Source organism: Streptomyces sp. NPDC057280 (assembly GCF_042668605.1).
GTDB lineage: Bacteria > Actinomycetota > Actinomycetes > Streptomycetales > Streptomycetaceae > Streptomyces.
Genome location: NZ_JBHUYR010000004.1, coordinates 404,806 through 423,894 on the forward strand (window position 1 = coordinate 404,806; position 19,089 = coordinate 423,894).

Sequence of the window (19,089 nt, forward strand, 5' to 3'; positions counted from 1 at the left end):
CGGCGGAGCAAGCGGGCTCCGCCGGGCGCAGTTCGGAAAGGCACGGCTAGTCGCGTACGGCGACGCGCTCCGTCTCCTCCTGGGCGAGGGACTTGGCGACGACCACGGACGGCTGCCGCGGGCGACGGGCGCGCAGGCCCGTGAGGGAGATCAGCAGGCCCGCGACCGCGATGCCGGTGACCACGACAAGGCCGGGCAGATACCCGTCGAGGATCTCCTGCCGGGAAGCGGCAGGGTCGTCCGGGGCGTTGGCCGTCAGCACCGCCGTCACCACGGCCAGGAACAGTGCGCCGCCCACCTGCACCGAGGTGTTGAGCAGACCGGAGACCATGCCCTGCTCGTGTTCATCGACGCCGTTCGTGGCCTGGACGTTGAGGGAGGGGAAGGTCAGTGCGAAGGCCGCGCCGACGAGCAGCATGGTCGGCAGGATCACCGACGCGTAGACCGGGTCGAGGTCGATGCGCAGGAACAGCAGATAGCCGACGACCATCAGCGCGAAGCCGAGCACGATCAGCCGCGGGGTGCCGAAGCGGTCGATGACGGTGCCCACCTTCGTCGCGGAGAGCGCCACGAGCGCGCCCGCCGGCAGGAAGGCCAGGGCCGTGTGCAGCGCCGACCAGCCGAGCAGCTGCTGCATGTACAGCGTGACCAGGAACTGGAAGCCGATGTAGCTGCCGAGGAAGGTCAACGCACCGAGCTGGGCCCGGACTTGAGGGCCGGAGCGCAGGACGCCGAGCCGGACGAGCGGGCTGGCGCTGCGTCGTTCCACGGCCACGAAGGCGGTGAGGAGAGCGGCAACCGCCAGGAAGGACAGGATGGTTCGGGCGGAGCCCCAGCCGACTTCGGCCGCCTGGACGACGGTGAACACCAGCAGCAGCATCGAGGCGGTGCCGAGAACGGCGCCCGGGATGTCGTAGCCGCCGCGGTTCTTCTCGCGTTCGGTGCGCGGCAGCAGCTTCAGGCCGACGACGAGGGCGATGAGCGCGACGGGCGCGGGCAGCAGCATCGTGTACCGCCAACTGGCCTCCGTCAGCAGACCGGAGAAGACCAGACCCATCGAGTAACCGGTGGCGCCGCAGGTGGTGTAGATCGACAGGGCGCGGTTGCGCAGCGGGCCTTCGGCGAAGGTCGTGGTGATGATGGACAGGCCGGCGGGCGCGGTGAACGCGGCGCTCAGGCCCTTGACGAAGCGGCTGGCGATCAGCAGCGGTCCGGAGTCCACGAGCCCGCCGAGCAGCGACGCGAGCGCGAAGACGGCGAGGGCGACCAGGAAGACCTGGCGGCGGCCCAGCAGGTCGGCGGCGCGGCCGCCGAGGAGCAGCAGACCGCCGTACCCCAGGATGTAGCCGCTGACGATCCATTGCAGGGTCGAGGTGGACAGGCCGAGGTCGGCACCGATGGACGGCAGGGCGACGCCGACCATCGACACATCCAGCGCGTCCAGGAACATCGCGGCGCAGAGCACCAGCAGGGTGCCCCACAGCCGGGGGGTCCAGCGCCCTTCGGACGCGGGAGTGGTGAGCGGAGAGGTCATGCGAGGACACTACATGCGTATGCATCGAATGCAAGCGCATTTAATTACGGTGCAATAATTCTTGTTCTCTGCTACGGTGCGCCCATGGCGGCGAAGAAGGCCGAGCAGGCACTCGTGGAGCAGTGGCGGGACATCCTGGCGCTGCATGCGCGCACCCAGTGCGAACTCGACCGCGCCCTTCATCAACACGGCCTGTGCGCCAGCGACTTCGAGGTCCTCGACGTACTCGCCGACGGGCGCGGGAAGGACGGGGCCTGCTCCTACCGCGTCCAGGAGATCTCCGACCGCATCCATCTCAGCCAGAGCGCGCTGTCCCGGCTGATCGCCCGCCTGGAGAAGGACGGGCTCGTCGAGCGCGGCATGTGCCCCGAGGACCGGCGCGGCGTCCGGGTGGGCCTCACGGACAAGGGACGCACGCTGCACGGCGAGGTACTGCCGGTGCAGCGCGCGGTGTTGACGCGGATGCTGAACTCGGACTGAGCCGCGACGGCATTCGGGCTCAGCCGGAGGCGACTTCGCGTCACACGGCCGAGTTCCTCCGCCACAGCTCGGCGAGAGCGGCGTCCCCGGTCACGCTCGGGAACGGCACCCGGTTCCACAGCGACAGGTACAACTGCGCCGCGGGCCCGCTGATCTCACACTCCGCGTCCCCCGTCTTGCCTCGCTCGGCCGCCGGTGGCTCCTGCGTCAGGCGTACGGTCCACACGGCGTCGTCGTCCACGTCCGTCGCCCGCACCCGCAATACCCTCGGCTCCTCGCTGCGCACCCGGCTCCTGGGGCGGGCGTGGAAACCGCGCAGCAGTTCGTCGACGCCGTCCGCCGCGAACCGGGGATCCAGGTCGCTCGGGGTGCCACCGCGGGCGGCCTCCGCGTCGAACCGGTGCACGCTCGTCTCGTGCGCCTGCCTGCGGGCCCAGAACGCGAGCGGGGACGGGGCGGGCAGGAAATGCCAGCACTCCAGGTCGGGGGCGGCCGAGGCGAGGGTGCGCACGAGGTGCGCGTGGCCCTCCCGGAACCAGGCCAGAAGTTCGGCGCCGTCGAGGGCGGGCGCGTCGCCGAGGGGGCGGCGGGACGGGTGCCCCTCGGCGACGTATCCGGTGGCCCAGCGGTGCACCGCGCCGGTGTGCCGCACCAGGTCCCGCACCTGCCACTGCGGGCAGGTGGGCACCTTGGCGTCGGTGCCGGCCCGCTCCGCGGCGTCGGCGAGCAGACGGCCCTCCCGGTCGAGGATGCGGATGAACTGGGCGGTGTCCAGAGGGGCGTCCAGGGGTGCGTCCGAGGAGGTGTCGATGGAGGTGTCCATGGGGGTGAGTCTGTCGTACCGAGGGCGGGGGATGAGGGTGATCGTCCAGGGATCCAGGGATCCACGGATCCACGGATCCACGGATCGACGGATCTGCGGATCTGCGGGTCTGCGGGTCTTACGGATCGACGGATCTAGGGATCGACGAAGGCGCCCGGTCACGCGCTCAGCGCTGCGTCGCGCGATGGGCGAGGAGCGCGATGGCGGCTGCCGTCGCGGCCAGCACCGCCACACTCGTGAGAGCGAGGGGCAGGGAGAACCAGTCGGCCATGAAGCCGATGGCGGGAGGCCCGAGGAGCATGCCGCCGTAGCCGAGGGTGGAGGCGATCGCCACCCCGTCGGGCCCGGCCAGCGTGCCGGCGCGTTCGATGGCGACCGGGAAGAGGTTGGCCAGCCCGAGCCCGGTGATCACGAAGCCGACGAGCACGATCCACAGGGCGGGGGCGAGAGCGCCGAGCAGCATGCCGATCGCGGCGGTGGTCCCGCCGGCCACGAGGGTGCGTGTCTGGCCGAGCCGTTCGAGCAGCCGCGTGCCGGTGAGGCGGCCGAGGGTCATGGCGAGGGCGAAGCAGGAGTAACCGGCGGCGGCCACGCCGGCGGTGACATCCAGGTCCTGTTTGAGATGCAGGGCGCTCCAGTCGGCCAGGGCGCCCTCGCCGTAGGCCGTGCAGAGGGCGATCAGTCCGAAGGTCAGCACGAGGGGGCGGGTGCCGGTGCGGGGCCGGTGCGCTCGGGGTGATGCCTGGGGGGTGTCCTGGGGTGGGGCGGGGGGCGGGATGCGCAGGAGGACGCGGCCGGTGACGGCGGTGACCAGGAGGCCGAGCGCGGTGAGGCCGAGCAGGTGCCGGGTGGGCGAGAGCGCGCCCGCGACCAGCGCGCCGAGTCCGGCGCCGGCCATGCCGCCGAGGCTGAAGGCGGCGTGGAAGCTGGGCATGATCGGGCGCCGCAGGGTGTGCACCAGGTCGACCGCGGCGCTGTTGAAGGCGACGTTGATCCCGCCGTACGCGCTGCCGAACACCAGGAGTACGGCGCCCAGCGTGAGAGCGGAGTGGGTGAGGGGCGGGAGCGCAACGCTGAGGCAGAGCAGGACGGCGCAGACGACGGTCACCTGGTGGTTGCCGTAGCGACGGCACAGGCGGCCGGTGAGGATCATCGTGACGACGGCGCCCGCGGAGACGCCGAGGAGGGCGAGGCCGAGGGTGGTGGCGGAGGCGTTCGTCTGTTCCTTGATGTCGGGGATGCGCACGACCCAGCCGGCGAAGATGAAGCCGTCCAGGGCGAAGAAGACGGTGAGGGCGGTGCGGAGGCGGCTGAGGTCGGAGGGGGTGTGGCCCGGCACGGCGTTGTGCGTTCGGGGTTTGTTTATTGGCGGCACAAAATCAGGGTAGGCGTGTGCTCGGTTGTGGGCAAGGGTGTTCGGGTGAGCGGGGCGAGGGCGGCGGTCCGCGCGGTGCGCCGCCATGTCGCCTTGTGAGCCATTCGGTGACCCCTAATTTCGTTGAGTTCGCACCCCGTGATCGTGTTGGCTGGCGCACCGGACTGTCAGTGGCGCAGGTGTCCGCCTGGCCGTAGCAGGGAGAGAAACGTGCAGGACATGGGGGTCGACCCGGCTGCCCACAATCGGGCCGCCTGGGACAAGTACGTCCAAGAGGGCATCGAGTGGTCGAGGCCGGTGAGCGCCGAGGAGGTCGAGCGGGCCCGCGGGGGTGACTGGTCGATCGTTCTCATCGGGCATGAGCCCGTCGACCGGTCCTGGCTGCCGGCGGATCTGACCGGCAAGGACGTGTTGTGCCTGGCCTCCGGCGGCGGTCAGCAGGGGCCGATCCTCGCCGCTGCCGGGGCGCGGGTCACCGTCTTCGACAACTCGCCCGGCCAGCTCGGCCAGGACCAGATGGTCGCGGCCCGCGACGGACTCGAGCTACGCACCGTCCTCGGCGACATGCGCGACCTCAGCGCCTTCGGCGACGCAGCCTTCGACGTCGTGTTCCATCCGGTCTCCAATCTGTTCGTCCCGGAGCTGGCGGCGGTGTGGCGTGAGTGCTTCCGCGTCCTGCGACCGGGCGGAACCCTGCTCGCGGGCTTCATCAACCCGGATGCGTACCTGTTCGACCACGAGGCGCTCGACGAGCGTGGCGAGCTGATCGTCGTGCACAAGCTGCCCTACAGCGATGTCACGCAGTACACCGCCGAGGAACGCGCCGCGAAGTTCGGCGCGGACGCCGCCCTCGAGTACAGCCACACCCTCACCGACCAGATCGGCGGGCAGCTCGCCGCGGGCTTCGTCCTCACCGGCTTCGCGGAGGCGCCGCACCAGTCCAACGCATCCGCTGCGTACATGTCGCACTACTTTGCGACACGGGCGGTCAAGCCCGGCTGAGTGGGGAGGGCTGCCGAGACGGCCGTGGAGCGTGGGGCGGGCACTCCGGTACTCACGCGAAGTCCGCCGCCGTGATGCCGTCGGGATGTCCCGGCGGCCACTCCACCAACTCGATCCGGTAGCCGTCCGGGTCGGTGAGCCACGAGGTCTTCGGGCCCTGCGGGCCGCCCGGGTACTGGAGGGGTCCGGGCCGCAGCCCTGCTTCGGTCAGCGTGTCCAAGGCGGCGGCGAGCATGTCCACCTGGATCGCGAGGTGGTCGAGACCGGTGCCCACGTCGACCGGCCCGGCGTCGGGACGGTGGACCAGTTCCAGTGACGCCGCCGGTTCGCCGGGGAAGCTGAGGAGGACGAGGCGAGCCCCGCCGCCGAGTTCGACCCGGCCCAGTTCGGCATAGCCCAAGGCCGTGTAGAACGCGAGCGAACGGGCGAGGTCGGTGACGCGGTAGGAGACGAAGAGCGTCTTCACGCGGCCTCCTCGGATCGCCGCACCCGGTAGCGCAGATGCGTGACGTCCCGGTCGTCGAGGCGTCGGACGAGGTCGAGTTCGATGTGATCGCCGCCCAGGTGATCGAACAGCCGTCGCCCCTCCCCGAGGAGGACCGGGACCAGGTGGATCTCCATCTCGTCCAGTTGCTCGGCGCGCAGCAGTGCCTGCGCCGCGCCCGCCCCGTGGACCATGACCGGCCGGCCCCCGGCGGCCGCGCGGGCCTCGCGCGCGCAGTCCTCGACATCGGTGACGAAGCGCGCGTGGCCGGGTGGGACGTCCCCGTCCGCCACCTGGCGCGTGAGGACGAAGATCGGCACGCCGTCGTGGTGATCGCCCTGCCAGCGCCCCGCGAGTTCGAAGGTGCGCCGGCCGGAGATCACCGCGCCGGTCGCCAGCGCCTCGCGGTAGACTTGGCCGCTCGGGCCGTCGGACTTCCGGTCGTCGAGCCAGTTGAAGAGCCGCCCACCGTCCCGGCCGAGCTCCTGCCCCGGCCGGTCGTCCGGGCCGGCGACAAAGCCGTCGAGCGACATCGACATGTACAGCCGAATCGGACTGTTCATCCCGGTCTTCCTCTCCCTGCGCGGCCCCGAGCGAGCGGGCTGTCCAACGGAAGACTTCAGGCGACCGGCAGACTCATCGGCCCGACACGCCGACCGGCGGGACCCAGCGCCGGGTGCGGGGGATGGTGCCCGCGACGCCGTAGCCCTTCTTGAGGTGTTCGGGGATGGCGTAGTGCATGACCCGGCCGCGGGTCAGGGAGGAGAGTTCGAAGACCGTGGTCAGGTGGCCGAGGCGGTCCAGGGCCCAGGCGCCGAGCGGGGAGCGGTCCTCGATCGACTCCAGGACGCCCAGGAGACGGGGTACGGCCTTGACCACGGTGTCCCACGGAGTGTGCGGCACCTCCAGCCAGTCGGCACAGGTGTCGCCGATGAGATGGCGGATCAGCGCGGAGACGATCGGGTCGAAGAACGTGCCGGGGACGATCTCCTCGTACAGGTCGATGAGTTGGCGGGTCAGGTGCGCGCCCTCCGCGGACGGGCCCATGTGCCGGATCATGTAGAGGTCGAGGAACCGGCGGGCGTCCTCAAGGGACTTGGGGACCGCCTCCTGATCCACGCCGAGCATCGCTCCCACCACCCGCCACGCGTAGTAGTAGGCTTCCGCGCCCTCCTGGGACATGTGGATGCCGAGGCGGTGCAGGCTGTCCAGCACGAGCAGGGAGAAGAACATCTGGCCGCCGATCATGTCCTCCTGACAGATCGGCACTCCCAACGCGTCGACGTCCCAGCGGTTCTCGCGCCTCAGGTGGTGCCGGATGGAGGCGTGCAGCAGGCGGACCTTCTGGGCGGCCGGGATGAAGCGGCTGCCCGCCTCGAAGGCGTCGGGCTGCATGAGGCGGACGGTGAACTGGCCCGTCTCCGCCATCCGTTTGGCGGGGTACTTCAGGCCGTGCGTGGCCGACAGCAGCCTCGCCACATGCGGCACGACATAGCAGGCGGGCATGGAGGCGAAGGACAGCGCCGTGGAGATGTGCACGTTGTTGTCGATGAAGAACAGCCGGGCCCGCTCCATCTCCGACCAGTCCACCCAGGCCGGCGGGACGCGGGTGGCGTCGAGGTACTCGCGGGCGACCTCGGGCAGCCCGTCCGGCAGCGGAGCGCCGGCCGTGGAGACGTAACGCATCAGGGAGTTGAACGTGCCCACCTCGCCGCGTTCGAAGAGCGTGGCGACGGTGGCGTCCGCGAGTTCGTCCCCGGTCTGCCGCAGGGCGTCCATCGAGGCCTCGGTGCGGGTCATGGCAATGCTCCTTGTCGTCCGGCGGGTGCCCGGGGGTGCTTCAGGACAGGCGGTTCGTCGCCGACCGCGCCAGCGCGGTCAGCGCAGTGGCGGCGTGCGGCGGGAGATTGAGCTGGTCGAGGGCGCCGAGCGACTCCTCGACCCGCGCGCTGATCATGTCCTCGATACGGTCGGGCGCCCGCAGCGCCCGCATCAGTCCGCGGACGTCGTCCAGGGCTTCCGTGTCCGCACCGGGCCGGCCCAGCAGGGTGCGCAGGCGTTCGCGGTCCTCGGGTCCGGCCAGGCGCCAGGTCTCCGCCAGCAGGGCCGTGGGCCGGCGGCCCGCCAGGTCGTCGCCGTTGGCCTTGCCGGTGTGCGCCGGGTCCCCGAACAGGCCGAGCAGGTCGTCCCGGAGCTGGAAGGCCTCGCCCAGGGGCAGCCCGTACGACGAGTAGCCCTCGCGCAGCCGGGTGCCGGCTCCGGCCAGGGCGCCGCCGATCAACAGGGGGTGTTCCACCGTGTACTTGGCGGTCTTGTAGCGGATCACCTTCAGCGACACGTCGGTGTCCGGACCGGTTCCCGTGCGCAGGATCTCCAGGCACTCACCCGCGATCAGCTCCCGGGCCATCACCGACCACAGAGGCCGGGCGCGGGCGAGATACGCGGCGGGCAGGCCACTGGTGGCGAACAGCTGCCCCGCCAGCGCCATCAGCAGATCGCCCACCAGCATCGCCAACGACCGTGCGGCAGCCGGGGCGTGCGGCCGATGCCGTACGACGTCCCGCAGGGCGATGTGCGCCGTGGGGCGCCCGTGCCGCAGGGGGCTGTCGTCGATGAGGTCGTCGTGGACCACCGCCGCGCAGTGCACCAGTTCCATGGACGCCGCCGCCCGCACCAGCGCGTCGGAGTCCGGCTGCCCCACGGCGCGCCAGCCCCAGTAGCAGAAGGCCGCGCGCAGCCGCTTGCCGTGCGTCACCGCCTCCTCCAACTGCCCGGCCACCGGGCCCAGCAGAGGGTCGATCCCGGCGAACCGGTCCGCCTCCTCGGCCATGAACCCGCTCAGCATCTCGTCGACGCGGGCCTTGAACGCCGCCGGTTCCCAGCGGTCACTCCTCACCGGCGCTCTTCCGGGCCAGGGCCTGCTGGGCGAGGATCTCCAAGTGGGCCGGTGGCACCGCCGTGTACCGGTCCAGCACCAGGCGTCCCCGCGCGACGAGGTCCTGCTCGGCCTGCGCGGCGAGTTCCGCCGCGTCCGAACGCCGCAGCAGACCCCGGACCGTGCCCACGGCCGACCCCAGCGTGCTCACGGCCAGGTCGGCCAGCCCCGCCACCAGGAGTAACGCTTGCGCGTCGAGGCTCTCGCGGCGTCCCGCTTCTCGCGTCAACTTCATCCCCACCCGCCGGACTTCCGGACGCCGGTCGCGCGCCCGTCCCTTCGAGGATCGCCGTACAGCGGGTGCCGGCCCGGAGGAACTCACGATCGAGTGATCATCTCGTTCGACCGTGCGGTTCGGCGGGGGGCCCGCTCAGGCTGGGTAGGCGTGTGTCTGGGCCGCCTTCACCGTCGCCCAGACCTCGGCCCCCGCGTGGAGGTCGAGTTCGGCCGCGGCGACCGTGGTGAGGTCGGCGGCCAGGGGGAGTTCACCGCCGAGGGCGACCCGGATCTGGTCGCCGTGCGTCTCCAGGCCGGACACTTCGCAGCGCCAGAAGTTGCGGGCGCTCGATCCCGTGGGCCGGTCGCGGTGCAGGGTGACCGCGCTGGGCGGGAACGCGACGAAGACCGGGCCGGTCAGGTCCTCCGAGGTGGTGACCGTGGAGCCGCCGTCGACGTGGACCGTGTGCCCCTCGGCCTCACCCCGGTACAGGTTGAGGCCGACCAGGTGCGCGATGTAGTCGGTCCGCGGGTGGCGGGCGATGTCGGCGGGCGTGCCCCGCTGGACGGCCCGGCCCTCCTCGATGACGACGAGATGGTCCGCCAGCACCATCGCGTCCAGCGGATCGTGCGTGACGAGCACGGCCACCGCCTCGAAGTCGGCCAGGTGACGGCGGAGTTGGGCCCGGACGTCGAGGCGGGTGCGGGCGTCGAGGGCGGCGAGCGGCTCGTCGAGCAGCAGCAGCCGGGGGTGGGTGGCCAGGGCGCGGGCGAGCGCGACGCGCTGGGCCTGGCCGCCGGAGAGCCGGCGGGGTTTGGCCGCCGCGTGGTCCGCGAGGCCCATCCGTTCCAGCCATACGGCCGCCTCGGCGCGGGCCTCCGCCTTGCCGGTGCCGTGACAGCGGGGCCCGAAGGCCACGTTGTCGAGCGCCGTGAGGTGAGGGAAGAGCAGATAGTCCTGGAAGACGACGCCGACCGGACGGGACTCGGGGGGCGTACGGTCCAGCTCCGCGCCGTCGAGGCGGAGATGGCCGTCGGTGAGCGGGACGAGACCGGCGAGGGCGCGCAGCGCGGTGGTCTTGCCGGCGCCGTTGGGGCCGAGGAGGGCGACGACGTCACCGGGGGCCGCGGTGAGGGCCACGTCGAGACGGAAGGAGCCGCGGTCGACGACGAGACGGGCGTCGAGACCGTCAGCGGAGGGCACCTCGACGTCGTACCGGATCGTCTTCTCGGTGTCGGTCATGGGCGGTCGTCCAGAGGAGTCGGGCATGCGGCGGTGGTCCGGAACGGTCGGGTCATGACGCGGTCATCCAGCGGTCCCGCAGGCCCGCGAGGACCGCGATCGACACGGCGAGCAGCACCAGGCTGAGGGCGATGGCGGCCTCCGGGTCGTTCTGGAGGGCGAGGTAGACGGCCAGCGGCATGGTCTGGGTGCGGCCGGGGAAGTTGCCGGCAAACGTGATCGTCGCGCCGAACTCGCCGAGCGCCCGCGCCCACGCCAGGACGGCGCCGGCGGCGACACCGGGTGCGATGAGAGGCAGCGTGACCCGGCGGAACGCGGTGAAACGCGACGCGCCGAGCGTCGTGGCCGCCTCCTCGTACCGGGGGTCGGCGGCGCGCAGGGTGCCTTCCACGCTGATCACGAGGAACGGCATCGCGACGAACGCCTCCGCGATCACGACGCCGGTGGTGGTGAAGGGGAGCGTGACCCCGAACCAGGCGTCCAGCCACTTTCCGACCACCCCGTTGCGGCCCAGCGCCATCAGCAGCGCCACACCGCCGACGACCGGCGGCAGCACGAGCGGCAGGGTGACCAGGGCCCGTACGAGACCCCGGCCCGGGAACTCCACGCGGGCCAGCAGCCACGCCAGCGGCACCCCGATCACCAGGCTCACCGCGGTCGCCGCCGTCGCGCAGACCAGGGACAGCCGCAGCGCCTGCCACGCCTCGGTACTGGTCAGCAGGCCGGGCATGCTCCGCCAGGGAGCCCGGAAAAGCAGGGCGACCAACGGCAGGACGAGGAACGCCACGCCGATCAGCGCAGGCACGAGCAGCGGCAGCGGAGCGGTACTCCCGCGCCGGCCCACGCGTGGCGCGGCTCGCCCCGGGCGGCCCACGCGCGGGCGGCGGCGCCTCGGACCCCCGCTGAGGGTGTCCACGGCGCCGGGCTTGCCCGAGGCGGGGGACGTCACGGCTTGAGGAACCCGGCCGAGGTCAGCACCTGCTGTCCCTCGGCGGACTGCACCAGCGCGATGAACGCCTTGGCGGTGGCGGTGTTCTGCGACTCCTTCAGCAGGGTGATCGGATAGTCGTTGATCGCGTCGGCGGACTCGGGGAACTCCACGCCCTCCACCTTGTCACCCGCGGCCTTCACATCGGTCTTGTAGACGAGCGCGGCGTCGGCCTCCTTCAGCACCACCTTGTTGAGCGCGGACTTGACGTCCTCCTCGTAGGACACCGGGGTGAGCTTCAGCCTGCTCGCCGTCAGGGCCTTCTCGGCGGCCGCGCCGCACGGCACCGTCCGGTCGCACAGGACGACCTTCAGGTCCGAGCCGGTGAGGTCCTTGAGGGAGGCGACCTTGTCGGGGTTGCCCGGCAGGGTGGCGATCTCCAGTTGGTTGCGGACGAACGTGGCCGGCTCGCCGGCGTTGTCGCCCGCGTCCGTCACGATCTTCATGGTCTTGGGGCTGGCGGAGGCGAAGACGTCCGCCGGGGCGCCACCGGTGATGCTCGCGGCGAGCGCGTCGCTGCCGCCGAAGCTGAAGGTGACCTTCGTACCGGGGTGTGCCTTCTCGAACTGCTTGCCCAGCGTCTCGAAGCTCTCCTTCAGCGAGGCCGCCGCGAACACGGTGACCTCGCCGGACAGCTTGCCGGAGGCCGAGGCGGAGCCGGAGGGGTCGGACGAGCCGGCGGAGTCGTCGTCGGAGGACGAACAGGCGGTCAGGGCCAGCAGGGCGGCGGCGCCGACGCCGGTCACCTGCATCATCCGACGGGTCCGACGCACGGAACGGGTCATCACGGGTCCAACTCCCTCTGGTCCTCATGAACACGATCGCACCGGCCCTGGCGGACCGGTCACGGTGTGCATACGCCGATCATAGTGCCGCAGGTGCAAGGTGAAAGTCTCCTGTCACATCGCATGAGCAGGCCCTACTCCGCGATGGCGTGGCATGTGCGTTCGTACGGGGAGGATGGTGGCGCTGTGCCCCCCTCACCCTCTAGCCGCCGAAGTGAACATGTGCCGCCCAGCGGGACGGCCTGGCGGGATCGTCCTCGCGGAGGTCCAGCACCGCGCGGTGCAGGGTTCTCGCCACGTCACCCGTATCGAGGGATGCGGCCAGGCCCGTGTAGAAGTCGTCCGCGATGCGCCCGGCGGCGCTGTCGGCGACGGGCCAGAGCGTGCCGATGACATGGCGGTAGCCGGCCAGCTGGAAGGCGGTGGCGATGTGGATCGCCTCGTCGGCGAGACGCTCGTCGGACGTGGCCGTCTCGCAGGCCGACAGGTAGGCCAGCGTGCCGTTCGGGACGCGCACCGACGACAGCTCGACGGCGGTGAGGGGGGCCGACCCGTGGTCGTGCAGCAGCAGCCGGGCCAGGGACGGGGAGCGGGGGTCGGTCACGGCGTGGCAGGCGAAGTGGGCGAGGGCATGGGCGGGCAGCTCCCGCAGGACGGCCTCCCGGGTGGCCGCGCGACCGGACAGGACGGTCGGGTGCGCGGCCAGCTCGGCCAGCCGCTCGGCCTCGAGACGGGCACCGGGCAGCGGACCCGCCCCGGGAGTCTCGCTCATCTCGACCACCAGCAGGCCGTTCAGAGACCTCCCGGGCGGCGGCCCGTGGAGTTGCTTGCCCGGGAACGCCCCGTGGTGGTCCGTCGCGCCCGTGCCGGCCCGGCCGAGCGCGTGCACGGTCGAGGTGTACGACGACACCACGTGATCCATGACCGCGGAGGCCCCGGCCGGATCGGCGGCGTACTGGCCCGCCGCATGCAGGGGCAGGGACGCGGCCACGCCGATCGGACACCACCAGATCCTGGGCGCCGACTCCGCGGGGAGCGGCACCGGGGACAGCAGACCCAGCTCCGACAGGACCGGCCTGCCGATGCAGTCCCACAGCCAGGCCAGGTGGCCCAGCAGCTCGGCCTCGTCCGGCGGCACGCCCGCCGCGGAGCGCGGCAGCCGCCGGAACGCTCGCGCCCGCTCGCGCAGCTCGGCGTGGTCGCAGTCGAGGCGCAGGGCGCGGACGTCACCGTCCGGCGTGAGCATCAGCGCGTCGCACCGGGACGGGCCGGGGTTGACCAGGACGACCGGACCGTCCACGGTACGGCGCCGCAGCGACTCGATCGTCGGCGGCAGCAGAAAGCCCTCCAGCCCGGGACGCGAGCGGATACGGGCGAGCAACTGCTCCCACTCCATGGCCAGTTCACGGTGCCGTCGGGTCCTTGTGCCGTGCCGGGCCCCTGGCACGGGCACGCTCCCCACTTGGTTTCCGCCCCCGCGATAGAGGTCCACCCCTCCCTGATCGGAGGCGTCGAGCAGGTCTCTGAGGCGTACGACATCCTCGGCGGCCCCCGGGTCGGCGCGGCGCACCTCGGCGAGGTCGTCGCGGCCGCTCATGCCCTCCCGCAGGAGCAGGCCCCGGGCGTGTTCCAGCAACACCAGCGCGTGCTCGGGGCGGCCGAGGTGCAGGGCGGCGGAGGCGGCCTCGGCGGGCAGACCGGCCAGCTCGCCCAGGCCGTACTCCCGGTCGGGGCGCAGCAGTTGGCGCGGGGCGATCTCCGGAAGCCACGCCACGGCCTTCTCGTACGCCGCGAGGGCGGTCCCGGCTTCGGGAGGGGCGGCCGACATCGCGGTACGGCCGAGGAGCAGGTGGGCGATGACCCGGGTGCGGGGCGTGGTCGTGGCCGTCGCGAGGTCCGTGCAGCGGTTCTGCATCTCGCGCAGGACGTCCGGTGCGGCGGGGCGCTGGGCGAGGGCCCGTACCAGGGCCATGAGCGCCGTCGCACGGTTCGTGGTGTCCGCCGCCGAGGCGGCGACGCCCGCGCGGGCGGCCCGGACTGCTTCGTCCAACGCCGCGCTTTCGCCGGTCAGTTCGTACAGGGTGCGGGTGGCCACGCTGAGATTGCTGAGCCGTCCGCCGAGGTCGGGGTCGTCGCGGGCGCCCGCCACGGCGGCCCGGGCCACCTCGACCGCCTCCCGCAGATACGGCAGGTCGCCGGGCCGGGCGGCTCCCGTGGCCGTCGTGAGGACCTCCTCGTCCCCCGGCGCGGCGAAGTACAGGCCCGTGGACAGGATGTGCAGTGCGTTGCCGAGGTCGCTCAGCCGGCCGGCCCGCTGCGGAGTGTCGTGGGGGCTCAGCCGTACGGCCTCCCGGGAGGCCTCCACGGCCGACCGGATCGCCGGCATCTCCCCGGTCCGCTTGAACAGTTCCTGCTGCACGGCACTGAGGTTGCCGAGGTAACGGGCGCGGCGGGCGGGCTCGTCCGGGCGGACCTCGGTGACGGCCTCCTTGAGGACCTGCGCCGCCTCGTGCAGGGCGTCGAGCTCCCGGGCCTCCTCGAACACCGAACGCAGGCCGATACCGAGGCCGTTGAGGGCGGCGGGCCGGTCCGGGTGCCCGGGCGGCGCCGCCGCGACCGCCTGCCGTGCGACCGTGACCGACTCGCGCAGCGTCTGCATCGACCGGTCCAGCTGGACGAACCGGGCGTGCAGCGAGTTGGCGAGCAGGGCGAGGCAGGAGGCCCGGTTCTCATGGCCGTCCGGGCACTTCTCGACGGCCTGCCGACCGACGTCGACGGCCTCCGGCAGGTCTTCCGGGCGGTCCCGCAGCAGGGCGAGCGTGCGCAGCCCGGCGCCCAGGTCGGCGAGGATCGGCCCCACTTCGGGGTCGTCGGGGTGGCGCGCGGCCACCCGTTCCCGGTCCAGCGCGATCAGTTCGACCATGACGTCCTCGTCCTCGGTCTGCTCGAACAGCTCGTCCAGGCAGGCGACGAGCGCCTCCAGGAACAGCGTCCGCTCGCCCGGGTCGGCCGCGGCCTCCCTGGCGAGCGGGACCGCCCGCGCGGGCAGGCCCGGCCGGCGCGGGCCGGTCATGAGGTGCACCATGACGTTCCGCAGGTTGTGCCGGTGCAGGCCGCGCTGCGGATGGTCCGGGCCGAGGCTCCATCGGATCGACTCGTCGACCTCGACGAGCCGTTCGACGGCCGAGACGTCGTGAGTCCATTCGTACTGGAGGCGCAGGGCGGTGCTCAGATTGCCGAGGCAGGCGGGCCGGTCCGGGTGCGCGGGTGACATGACGTCCAGGACGTCCGTGAACGCGTCCCTGGCCGCCGCCAGCCTCTTCACGTTGCGCTTCTTGACCGCCCGTTGCAGCTGCCACAGGGCCCGGCGAGCGAGTTGATGGTGTTTCAGGAATCCGTCGCTCACCGGCACTCCCTACCCTGCGGGCTGCCGCGGCCGTACGCGCGCCGCCTTGCGGTGATCGCGTCCTCGGTGCACGCTGACGCGACGATCCCGGCCGTCCCGCGAGCGAGGTGAGGATGACAGGCGACCTGGCGAAGTTCCCGTGCCCGGTCTGCGGCCACCGCAGAACGGCCGCGCGCTGCTGGGAATGCGATGTGCGCGACCCCGGCGCGCGTATCGGGCTGCTCGACCTGGTGACGACGGTCGTGGTCACCGCGGCGGTGCAGCCCTTCGTGCAGGCCATCGCGAGCAAGGCCGGCGAGGAGGTCTGGCCCAAGATCGCGGGCCTGGTCCGGCCGGGCCGGCGCGAGGAGCTCGGACAGGGCGTCGAGGAGACCGACCTCCTCGAAATCGCCGCGCTCGACGGCCGGTTGGCCATCAGCATGCCCAAACGGCTGCCTCCGGAGGCCGCCCGCGACCTGCGGGACGTGGTGGCCACCTTGCAGGAGGCCGACGGGCGCTATCGGATCTCGTACGACGCCCCGTCCCGGTCGTGGCAGATAACTCAGGCCGATCCGGACCAGGCTCCCCGCACCGAGGACCGGCCGCCGGACACCTGACCGCTGCTGCCGCCGTCGCACCGACGCGCCCTCGGTCAGACCACGCCGGCGATCCGGCGCGCGAGCCGGCCCGAGACCACCGACCCGACGACGATCCCCACCGTCAACAGCACCGGACCGCTCCACAGGGCATGCGCGGCCCAGGCGAACCCGCCCACGACCAACGGCCCGAACCAGACCACCGACCGCTGCCGGAACGGCTCCATGCTGAACCGCGTGGCCAGGAGGGCCAGGACGAACGCCGCCGACGCCGTGCCCAGGAAGACGCCACGCGCTCGCTCGAAGCCCCCGTCGCCGATCGCGTAACCGCCGACGGCTCCCGCGACCGTTCCCGCGGCGAGCAGCAGGATCGCCCAAGTGTCGTGGATCTCCACATAGTTGCGGGGGCTGTCGCGGTGCACGAGCTGCCAACCGCCCATGAACAGGTCCGGGAACGTGGACACCCCGACGAACGCCCCGATCACCGCGCCGGACCAGCCCGCCAGCAGCAGTCCGACGAGCAGCCCGCTCACCAGCCCCACGACGACACCGGGCCCGATCATGCCGGTGCCGCCCTGTTCCTCCTCCGGGGCCGTGGCCGGGAAGAGCGCCGGGCCGGTGGAGCCGGGGCCGCCGCCCAGTGAGAGGTGGTCGGCTGAGTGCACGATGCGCTGCGCCTCACGGGGCGGCACCTGGAGCGTGGTCAGCACCTTCATCAGGAACGTGTCGCGCTCCTCGGCCGTGTCCGGACCGGTGTGCGTCATGCCGTTCCAGGCGGTCACGCCCCGCAGTCGGACGTAGCCCAGGGTCTGGAAGGTGCCGGATTCCGGCAGATACAGGTAGTTCAGCGGCAGGTCGGCGTCGCGGTCGATGTGCAGCACCGATATCCGGTGCAGATCCCCGAACGGCATGCGGCACCACCCCCTCCGACAGCCTCAGGCGCCCACCCGGTCCTTGTACCCATCCCCTGACAGAACCTCAAACCCCGCCCGCCGCACGGATGTTCGCGTGCGCGTCCCCTCCGGTCTCCCCGGTCTCAGTCTCGGTAACCCCGCAGTTTCCGGTAGAGCGTGGCGCGGGCGATGCCCAGGGAGGCCGCCGCTCGCGCCTTGTTGCCGCCGTGGAGGTGGAGGGCGTCGAGGATGGCGGACCGTTCGGCACGTTCCATCGGGGTCAGGGGCCGGGGCGCCGGGCCCTCACGTACGGCGTCCGGGAGTTCACCGCGGCGGACGGGACCGGTCGTGCGGCGGTGCTCGGCCAACGTCCCCACCAGGTGGGCGAGTTCGGTCACGTTGCCGGGCCAGGGGTGCCGTTCCAGGGCGCGCAGTGCGTCGAGGGACCAGGTGAGCGGAGGGTGCCCGGGCTGCGGGCTCGGGGTCAGGGAGGTGAGCAACTCCCGGATGTCCTCGGGGCGTTCGCGGAGGGCGGGGAGCGTGACCGAGCGGGCGGCGAGGGTGTCCAGCAGACGCTGGAGGCAGGGGCCCGGCGATGCTCCGGGGGTGTAGGTGAGGAGGAGCGGGGCGTTCGGGTGAGCCGCGAGCAGGGAGTTGAGGGTCGCCGTGTCGGGCGGGGCGAGCCGTTCGACGTGGCGGACCAGAAGGGGGCGGCCGGTGCGCAACACGTCCGCATGGGTGCCCAGTTCGGCCTCGGCCGCGTCCACGAGCAGGGCGTCGGCGACCAGTGCGCGGGCCAGCGAGGTCTTCCCGGTGCCGCGTTCGCCGACCAGCAGCAGCGGCTCACCGGACGCGGTCAGCTCCAGCGCACGCCCGACCGCATGCCGCCACGGCACGGACCCTCCGGCCAGACCGAGGTCACGCCGGTCGGCCGCGACCGGCGCCGGCCCCGCAGACGACTCCAGCACCGCGACCACACCGATGACGGAACCCTGGTGAGAGACGGGGGTGAGGGAGGCGGCGCTGTCGGGGTGGGCGGGGTGTGTTGTCTGGTGCGGGGTGTCGTGGGGGTGGGCGGGGTGTGTTGTCTGGTGCGCGGTGCCGTCGGGGTGGGCGGGGAGCGTTGTCTGGTGCGCGGTGCCGTCCGGGCCAGTGGGGAGCGTTGTCTGGTGCGCGGTGCCGTCCGGGCCAGTGGGGAGCGTTGCCGGAGGCACGGAACCGTCCGGGCCGTCCGCGGGCTCTGCCGGATGCCCGGAATCGGACTCCCGTATCAGCGCGACCGCCCGCCGCTCCAGCGCCTCCAACGCCTCCGGCGACAGCATCCGCCCCGCGGCCTCGCTGACGAGCCGGTTGCGGCCGTCCAGGGCGACGACGGCGCGCCCCCGCTCTCCCGCGGCCCGGGCGTACGCGTCCAGCAGCACCCGCTCGGCCGTCCGCGACCGTGAGAGAAGCTCGGCCTCGACAGCCGTCGCGACGGCCTCGACCAGCGGAGCCCCGGGATGCGGCCCGCCCCCGGCCCCTTTCCCGCACCCAGCCCCTTCGCGGAGCCCGGCCCCTTTCCCGCACCCAGCCCCCTCGCGGAGCCCGGCCCCTTCCCCTGACCCGCCCCTCTCGCGGAGCCCGGCCCCCGCCGCGCACCCGCCACCGTCCCCACACGCCACCCGCTCCCCGCCCCCGCCGCACAGCCCGGTAGCCACCGTCACCGTCCCCACCGGCTGCCCCGTCTCCGGCGCACGTACCGGCACGCTCACCGCCGATACGTCCTGCCAGCGGTCGAGGAAGTGCTCGGGGCCGTGCACCTCGGCCCGGCGGTGCGTGTGCAGGGCGAGGGCCGCGCTGTTGTGGCCGACCAGTTCCTCGGAGAGGTCACGGCAGCGGTGGTCCGGCGTGGACCCGGCCGCCCACAGCACCCGCAGCCGCGCGTCGGTGAGCACGAGGGCGGTGTCCGCGCTGCCGAGCGTCCCGGCGATCCGGTCGAGCACCGGGCGGGCCGCGGTCAGCAGGGGGGAGTCGACCGGCCCGGCCGCCTCCGGCGTGGGGGCGCCCACGTCGTGGCGTACGCCGAAGAACCGGGCACGCTTCCACGCGGCGAGGACGTCGTCCGGCACTCCGTCCGGCAGTTGCTGTCCGCGCAGGAACTGCTCCCGGGCGCGGCGCAGCGAGGTGAGGGCGGTGGGGCGCTGTGCGGTGGTCATGGCATCGCTCAGCCTACGGGGAACGGTTGAACGCAAAACAACCGACCTTCTGTCATGCTTTGACCCATTTCCGTGCTCCGACTGCCGCATTGCGAGGCACCTCGCGCTTCGGGTGTCGCATTTTGAGACACCCGCGCTTCGGCCACTCCGTTCAT

The 19,089-nt window shown here is 72.5% G+C and carries 17 protein-coding genes; 3 read left to right on the top strand and 14 right to left on the bottom strand.

Annotated features, from left to right (window positions below):
• Window positions 1-46 precede the first annotated feature (46 nt).
• The gene (locus ACFUO4_RS25740) at window positions 47-1,534 is read right to left on the bottom strand and encodes an MFS transporter (RefSeq protein ID WP_383488797.1); all 1,488 of its coding nucleotides are present in this window, start codon (window positions 1,532-1,534) and stop codon (window positions 47-49) included.
• 84 nt (window positions 1,535-1,618) lie between these two features.
• On the opposite strand from ACFUO4_RS25740, the gene ACFUO4_RS25745 reads away from it, so the two are divergent.
• Window positions 1,619-2,014, top strand: coding sequence for a MarR family winged helix-turn-helix transcriptional regulator (locus ACFUO4_RS25745; protein WP_383488800.1), 396 nt, complete (start codon window positions 1,619-1,621; stop codon window positions 2,012-2,014).
• Window positions 2,015-2,054: 40 nt separating this feature from the next.
• Here the strand turns inward: ACFUO4_RS25745 and ACFUO4_RS25750 are convergent, their stop codons facing one another.
• Window positions 2,055-2,789, bottom strand: coding sequence for a maleylpyruvate isomerase family mycothiol-dependent enzyme (locus ACFUO4_RS25750; protein WP_383489779.1), 735 nt, complete (start codon window positions 2,787-2,789; stop codon window positions 2,055-2,057).
• Window positions 2,790-3,003: 214 nt separating this feature from the next.
• The gene (locus tag ACFUO4_RS25755; RefSeq protein WP_383488803.1) at window positions 3,004-4,176 is read right to left on the bottom strand and encodes an MFS transporter; all 1,173 of its coding nucleotides are present in this window, start codon (window positions 4,174-4,176) and stop codon (window positions 3,004-3,006) included.
• Window positions 4,177-4,422: 246 nt separating this feature from the next.
• Here ACFUO4_RS25755 and ACFUO4_RS25760 point away from each other — a divergent pair, with 246 nt between their 5' ends.
• Entirely contained in the window at window positions 4,423-5,214 is a 792-nt protein-coding gene (locus tag ACFUO4_RS25760; RefSeq protein WP_079310216.1) for a class I SAM-dependent methyltransferase, read from the top strand.
• Between the two features lie 52 nt (window positions 5,215-5,266).
• Here the strand turns inward: ACFUO4_RS25760 and ACFUO4_RS25765 are convergent, their stop codons facing one another.
• From ACFUO4_RS25765 to ACFUO4_RS25805, 9 genes are all read right to left on the bottom strand, one after another.
• Window positions 5,267-5,680: a VOC family protein gene (locus ACFUO4_RS25765; protein ID WP_383488806.1), complete on the bottom strand. Its 414-nt coding sequence runs from the start codon at window positions 5,678-5,680 to the stop codon at window positions 5,267-5,269.
• Window positions 5,677-6,261 carry a dihydrofolate reductase family protein gene (locus ACFUO4_RS25770; protein WP_383488809.1) on the bottom strand — a complete coding sequence of 195 codons (585 nt, stop codon included), beginning with the start codon at window positions 6,259-6,261 and terminating at the stop codon, window positions 5,677-5,679. The genes ACFUO4_RS25765 and ACFUO4_RS25770 overlap by 4 nt, the downstream gene beginning before the upstream one ends.
• A 73-nt stretch (window positions 6,262-6,334) precedes the next feature.
• Window positions 6,335-7,498 carry an oxygenase MpaB family protein gene (locus tag ACFUO4_RS25775; protein ID WP_383488812.1) on the bottom strand — a complete coding sequence of 388 codons (1,164 nt, stop codon included), beginning with the start codon at window positions 7,496-7,498 and terminating at the stop codon, window positions 6,335-6,337.
• Window positions 7,499-7,538: 40 nt separating this feature from the next.
• Window positions 7,539-8,594, bottom strand: a complete 1,056-nt coding sequence (locus tag ACFUO4_RS25780) for a polyprenyl synthetase family protein (protein WP_383488815.1) — start codon at window positions 8,592-8,594, stop codon at window positions 7,539-7,541.
• Complete coding sequence (locus ACFUO4_RS25785; protein ID WP_383489782.1) at window positions 8,584-8,862, bottom strand: polyprenyl synthetase; 279 nt, start codon at window positions 8,860-8,862, stop codon at window positions 8,584-8,586. Before ACFUO4_RS25785 ends, ACFUO4_RS25780 begins: the two co-directional genes overlap by 11 nt.
• 141 nt (window positions 8,863-9,003) lie before the next feature.
• A complete protein-coding gene (locus ACFUO4_RS25790; RefSeq protein WP_383488818.1) occupies window positions 9,004-10,092 on the bottom strand; it encodes an ABC transporter ATP-binding protein in 1,089 nt (362 codons plus the stop codon).
• Window positions 10,093-10,144: 52 nt separating this feature from the next.
• Window positions 10,145-11,041, bottom strand: a complete 897-nt coding sequence (gene modB, locus ACFUO4_RS25795) for a molybdate ABC transporter permease subunit (protein WP_383488821.1) — start codon at window positions 11,039-11,041, stop codon at window positions 10,145-10,147.
• Window positions 11,038-11,865 carry a molybdate ABC transporter substrate-binding protein gene (modA, locus tag ACFUO4_RS25800; protein WP_383488824.1) on the bottom strand — a complete coding sequence of 276 codons (828 nt, stop codon included), beginning with the start codon at window positions 11,863-11,865 and terminating at the stop codon, window positions 11,038-11,040. The genes modB and modA overlap by 4 nt, the downstream gene beginning before the upstream one ends.
• Window positions 11,866-12,067: 202 nt before the next feature.
• Window positions 12,068-15,271: a CHAT domain-containing protein gene (locus ACFUO4_RS25805; protein WP_383488827.1), complete on the bottom strand. Its 3,204-nt coding sequence runs from the start codon at window positions 15,269-15,271 to the stop codon at window positions 12,068-12,070.
• A gap of 113 nt (window positions 15,272-15,384) precedes the next feature.
• On the opposite strand from ACFUO4_RS25805, the gene ACFUO4_RS25810 reads away from it, so the two are divergent.
• Window positions 15,385-15,867, top strand: coding sequence for a hypothetical protein (locus ACFUO4_RS25810; RefSeq protein ID WP_079310208.1), 483 nt, complete (start codon window positions 15,385-15,387; stop codon window positions 15,865-15,867).
• Between the two features lie 35 nt (window positions 15,868-15,902).
• Here ACFUO4_RS25810 and ACFUO4_RS25815 read toward each other — a convergent pair whose 3' ends face one another.
• Both ACFUO4_RS25815 and ACFUO4_RS25820 read right to left on the bottom strand, forming a co-directional pair.
• Entirely contained in the window at window positions 15,903-16,757 is an 855-nt protein-coding gene (locus ACFUO4_RS25815; RefSeq protein WP_383488830.1) for a hypothetical protein, read from the bottom strand.
• A gap of 125 nt (window positions 16,758-16,882) precedes the next feature.
• Window positions 16,883-18,934: a helix-turn-helix domain-containing protein gene (locus ACFUO4_RS25820; RefSeq protein ID WP_383488833.1), complete on the bottom strand. Its 2,052-nt coding sequence runs from the start codon at window positions 18,932-18,934 to the stop codon at window positions 16,883-16,885.
• Window positions 18,935-19,089: the final 155 nt, after the last annotated feature.

Bases quoted from the DNA above. Each gene is read 5' to 3' on its own strand.
- ACFUO4_RS25740 (WP_383488797.1), bottom strand. From the start codon at position 1,534: ATGACCTCTCCGCTCACCACTCCCGCGTCCGAAGGGCGCTGGACCCCC.
- ACFUO4_RS25745 (WP_383488800.1), top strand. From the start codon at position 1,619: ATGGCGGCGAAGAAGGCCGAGCAGGCACTCGTGGAGCAGTGGCGGGAC.
- ACFUO4_RS25770 (WP_383488809.1), bottom strand. From the start codon at position 6,261: ATGAACAGTCCGATTCGGCTGTACATGTCGATGTCGCTCGACGGCTTT.
- ACFUO4_RS25775 (WP_383488812.1), bottom strand. From the start codon at position 7,498: ATGACCCGCACCGAGGCCTCGATGGACGCCCTGCGGCAGACCGGGGAC.
- ACFUO4_RS25790 (WP_383488818.1), bottom strand. From the start codon at position 10,092: ATGACCGACACCGAGAAGACGATCCGGTACGACGTCGAGGTGCCCTCC.
- modA (WP_383488824.1), bottom strand. From the start codon at position 11,865: ATGACCCGTTCCGTGCGTCGGACCCGTCGGATGATGCAGGTGACCGGC.
- ACFUO4_RS25810 (WP_079310208.1), top strand. From the start codon at position 15,385: ATGACAGGCGACCTGGCGAAGTTCCCGTGCCCGGTCTGCGGCCACCGC.
- ACFUO4_RS25815 (WP_383488830.1), bottom strand. From the start codon at position 16,757: ATGCCGTTCGGGGATCTGCACCGGATATCGGTGCTGCACATCGACCGC.
- ACFUO4_RS25820 (WP_383488833.1), bottom strand. From the start codon at position 18,934: ATGACCACCGCACAGCGCCCCACCGCCCTCACCTCGCTGCGCCGCGCC.